Raw genomic sequence first — 4,227 nt, 5'->3', positions numbered from 1 at the left:
ACCGGTCGGGACACCGGTCGGGACACCGGCCAGGACACGGGCCGAATCGCCGGGCTGCTGCTCGCCGCCGGCGGCGGCCGGCGCCTGGGCGGCCGCCCCAAGGCCCTGCTCCCCCACCACGGCCGCCCCTTGGTCGAACACGCGGTCGCGGCCCTCCGGGAGGGCGGCTGCTCCCGGATCCACGTGGTCCTGGGCGCCGAGGCGACGACCGTACGCGCACGGGCCGAACTGCCCGGCTGCGTACTGGTCGACAACCCGGAGTGGCCCGAGGGCATGGGTTCGTCGCTGCGGGCCGGCCTGGCGTCGCTCGCCGGTACGGGCGCCGAGGCCGCCCTGGTCTCGCTCGTGGACCAGCCGGGCATCGGCCCGGAGGCGGTGGCACGCGTGCTCGCCGCCTCCGGGCCGATGCCCGGCAGCACCCTGGTGGCGGCCGCCTACGACGGCGAACGGGGCCACCCCGTCCTCTTCGGCGCCGAGCACTGGACGGGCATCACGGCGACCGCCACCGGCGACCGTGGGGCGCGTGCCTATCTGAAGGCCCACGCGGACGCGATCACGCTCGTCGAGTGCGGGGACGTGGCGCGGCCGTACGACATCGACACGGAGGCCGATCTGGTCCACCTGGAATGAGCCGGCCCGACCGGACCACCTTGCGTGAGCGCGGTGGCACCGAGCGCCACCTTGCCTCGATCCGAAGAATCTCGACATCAACCAAACATTGAACTTCCACCATGAGGAAACTACTATCCACTGTTCAGAAGCGCCCCCTCGATCCGAAGGCGCTCACAGCCCTACCCGGGTCGACTGACACCCGGTGCCACGCCCGCTGAAGGAAGTGACAGCTCATGTCCGCACCAGCGCCGTCCCCGCTGGCCATCGTCGACGCCGAGCCCCTGCCCCGCCAGGACGAGGTCCTCACCGACGCCGCCCTCGCCTTCGTGGCCGAGTTGCACCGGCGGTTCACGCCCCGGCGCGGGGAGCTGCTGGCCCGCCGTGCGGAGCGCCGCGCCGAGATCGCCCGCACCTCCACGCTCGACTTCCTCCCGGAGACCGCCGCGATCCGCGCCGACGACTCCTGGCGGGTGGCCCCCTCCCCCGCGGCCCTGGACGACCGCCGGGTCGAGATCACCGGCCCCACCGACCGCAAGATGACGATCAACGCCCTCAACTCCGGTGCGCGGATCTGGCTCGCCGACTTCGAGGACGCCTCCGCGCCCACCTGGGAGAACGTGGTGACCGGCCAGGTGAACATGGCCGACGCGTACACCCGGAACATCGACTTCACCGACGAGCGCACCGGCAAGTCGTACGCCCTGCGCCCGGACGAGGAGCTGGCGACGGTCGTCATGCGCCCGCGCGGCTGGCACCTCGACGAGCGCCACCTCGTCGACGCCGACGGCACCCCGGTGCCCGGCGCGCTCGTCGACTTCGGCCTGTACTTCTTCCACAACGCGCAGCGGCTCCTCGACCTCGGCAAGGGCCCGTACTTCTACCTCCCGAAGACCGAGTCGCACCTCGAAGCCCGCCTGTGGAACGACGTGTTCGTCTTCGCGCAGGACTACGTCGGCATCCCGCAGGGCACCGTCCGCGCGACCGTCCTGATCGAGACGATCACGGCCGCGTACGAGATGGAGGAGATCCTCTACGAACTCCGCGACCACGCCTCGGGGTTGAACGCGGGCCGCTGGGACTACCTCTTCTCCATCGTCAAGAACTTCCGTGACGGCGGGGAGAAGTTCGTGCTCCCGGACCGCAACGCGGTGACGATGACGGCCCCGTTCATGCGCGCGTACACCGAACTCCTCGTCCGCACCTGCCACAAGCGCGGCGCGCACGCGATCGGCGGCATGGCGGCGTTCATCCCGTCGCGGCGTGACGAGGAGGTCAACAAGGTCGCCTTCGAGAAGGTCAAGGCCGACAAGGACCGTGAGGCGAACGACGGCTTCGACGGTTCCTGGGTCGCCCACCCCGACCTGGTCCCGATCGCGATGGCCTCCTTCGACGCCGTCCTCGGCGACCGGCCGAACCAGAAGGACCGCCTCCGCGAGGACGTCGACGTCAAGGCCGCCGACCTGATCGCCGTCGACTCGCTCGACGCCAGGCCGACGTACGCCGGTCTCGTCAACGCCGTCCAGGTCGGCATCCGTTACATCGAGGCCTGGCTGCGCGGCCTCGGCGCCGTCGCCATCTTCAACCTCATGGAGGACGCGGCCACCGCCGAGATCTCCCGCTCGCAGATCTGGCAGTGGATCAACGCGGGCGTCGAGTTCGAGCACGCGGGGAACACGGTGAAGGCCACCCCCGAACTCGCCCGCGAGATCGCCGCCGGGGAACTGGCCGCGGTCCGCGCCGAGATCGGCGAGGAGGCCTTCGCGGCCGGTCACTGGCAGCAGGCCCACGACCTGCTGCTGACCGTCGCGCTGGACGACGACTACGCGGACTTCCTCACCCTGCCGGCATACGAGCAGCTCAAGGGCTGAGTCACGCCTCGGTCGGCTTGTCCGAGTGGCCCAGGGACTTTCCCGGGGCCACTCGGTCGCGTACGAGACGCTTGACGGCCGTGGGCTCGGGGAAGCCCTGCTCCCGGCGGTCCCAGACGACTTCGTCGTTGACGCGTACGACGAAGACGCCGCCCTTGCCGGGCTTGAGGGACAGCTCCGTCAGCTCGGTCTCGAAGGTGGTCAGGAGTTCCTGGGCCAGCCAGGCGGCGCGGGGCAGCCAGCGGCACTGGGTGCAGTACTCGATCTCGACCCGTCACGGGTCCCCTTGCGTGTCCGTCATCCCAGGTGTACCGACCAATCCTGTTCCGCCGCCGGTTTGCCGTGCAGGTCGGGGACCCGCTTGAGCCAGTCCGGACGGCCGCGCTGTGTCCTCGCCGCGCGGAGTGCCTCCTCGGCGGCGAGTTCCTCCCGGGTGGGGAAGTCGGTGGGGAGCCAGGCCGCGGAGGCCCGTACGCGTGCCGAGAGGTAGCGGACGTAGGCGTCGCGGACCTCGTCGGGCGACGTGAAGCCGTCCTCGGTGGTCAGCCAGGCGTCCGGGACCTCCGCCGCGATCCGCCGCAGCAGTTCCTCCGTCACCTTCGGCGCCAGCTCGACGTCGGCCGCCCGGACGTCGGGCGTGCAGTGGCCGAGGGCGTGGTGGCGGAAGTCGTACGCCTTGGTGGGGTCCGAGGCGTCCCAGCGGTGGTGGAAGACGAGGGCCGCGCCGTGGTCGATGAGCCAGAGGCGCGGGGGTGCGATGCCGAGCGTGGGCCAGATCATGAGGTTCGAGCTGTGGACGGTCCGGTCGACGTTGACGGTCAGCGCGTCCAGCCAGATGATCCTGCCCGCCTCCAGCGGGGCGACCCGGCACGCCTTCGCGACCTCCGGCGTGAAGTCCTTCGCGCCCGGCAGGTAGTCCATCCCGAGGTTGACTCCCGCGCTCGCGCCGTGCAGTTCCCGCACCTCCTGGTGCGGCTCGTGCTCCGCGATCGCCGGGTCGAAGTGCGCGAGCACCAGCTCCGGGAACCGCAGACCCAGCGCACGCGCCAGCTCACCCACGATCACCTCGGCGACCAGCGCCTTGCGCCCCTGCGCGGAGCCGGTGAACTTCACGACGTAGGTGCCCAGGTCGTCGGCCTCGACGACACCGGGGACGGAGCCGCCCACCCTCAGGGGCTCAACATAGCGAGTTACAGTGACCTCTCTCAACATATTCCAAGGCCTTGCAGTCCATTCACCTTACATTCCACGGCCCGCTCCAACTCCTTGCAATCCGGGGAAACCTCCCCGCTCAGCCCTGGGGAGAATCTGGGGAGTTTCGACCGGCATGCTCATCTCCCCGCCTCCCCAGCAGTCCGTCAATGGCGCTGCGCCCCTTGCTTCCGGCCTCCGGCATGAAGTGAGCATAGTAACCAAGCGTGATAGCCGGAGAGGAGTGCCCGAGCCATCGCGCCAACGTCACGACGGACTCCGCCCCTTCGCTCCACCCCCGTTACAGGGGCTTCATCACTACTACGAGCCGGTCCGCCGGCACGTCCCGCGTCGGTACTCGACCCCTTGCAGTGACTGCCGCTTGGGGCACTCCCTCTCGCCCGCCGCTCGGCGGGCAGTATCGGGACCTGCCTTCTCCTGTTCCATGCGGAAGCCGCAGACCGGACTCACGTCGCCTACATGCCGGACACCACCTGGCCAATAAGCGGGCACCCGCCAGGCTCATCCCGGAGTTCTGGTCACACCCCGGTTTCGA

General features: G+C 70.2%; 4 protein-coding genes and 1 pseudogene. 2 read left to right on the top strand and 3 right to left on the bottom strand.

Translation table 11 applies throughout. The annotated features are described in order from the left end of the window. Nucleotides 1-45 precede the first annotated feature (45 nt). Both I8N67_RS40960 and aceB read left to right on the top strand, forming a co-directional pair. A complete protein-coding gene (locus I8N67_RS40960; RefSeq protein ID WP_307835525.1) occupies nt 46-630 on the top strand; it encodes a nucleotidyltransferase family protein in 585 nt (194 codons plus the stop codon). A 215-nt stretch (nt 631-845) separates the two neighbouring features. Further along, a complete protein-coding gene (aceB, locus tag I8N67_RS40955) occupies nt 846-2,480 on the top strand; it encodes a malate synthase A (RefSeq protein WP_200309391.1) in 1,635 nt (544 codons plus the stop codon). A gap of 1 nt (nt 2,481) precedes the next feature. Here the strand turns inward: aceB and I8N67_RS40950 are convergent, their stop codons facing one another. From I8N67_RS40950 to I8N67_RS43605, 3 genes and pseudogenes are all read right to left on the bottom strand, one after another. Continuing rightward, complete coding sequence (locus I8N67_RS40950; RefSeq protein WP_200309392.1) at nt 2,482-2,745, bottom strand: Rdx family protein; 264 nt, start codon at nt 2,743-2,745, stop codon at nt 2,482-2,484. Between the two features lie 32 nt (nt 2,746-2,777). Further along, a complete protein-coding gene (locus tag I8N67_RS40945) occupies nt 2,778-3,692 on the bottom strand; it encodes a HipA family kinase (RefSeq protein ID WP_200309390.1) in 915 nt (304 codons plus the stop codon). 79 nt (nt 3,693-3,771) lie between these two features. Further along, nucleotides 3,772-3,960 (bottom strand): annotated as a pseudogene (locus I8N67_RS43605) (site-specific integrase); the annotation flags it as partial. Nucleotides 3,961-4,227: the final 267 nt, after the last annotated feature.

Origin of the sequence: Streptomyces adelaidensis (assembly GCF_016598475.1) — a bacterium.
Lineage (GTDB): Bacteria > Actinomycetota > Actinomycetes > Streptomycetales > Streptomycetaceae > Streptomyces > Streptomyces adelaidensis.
This window is presented reverse-complemented; position numbering and strand designations above follow the sequence as displayed.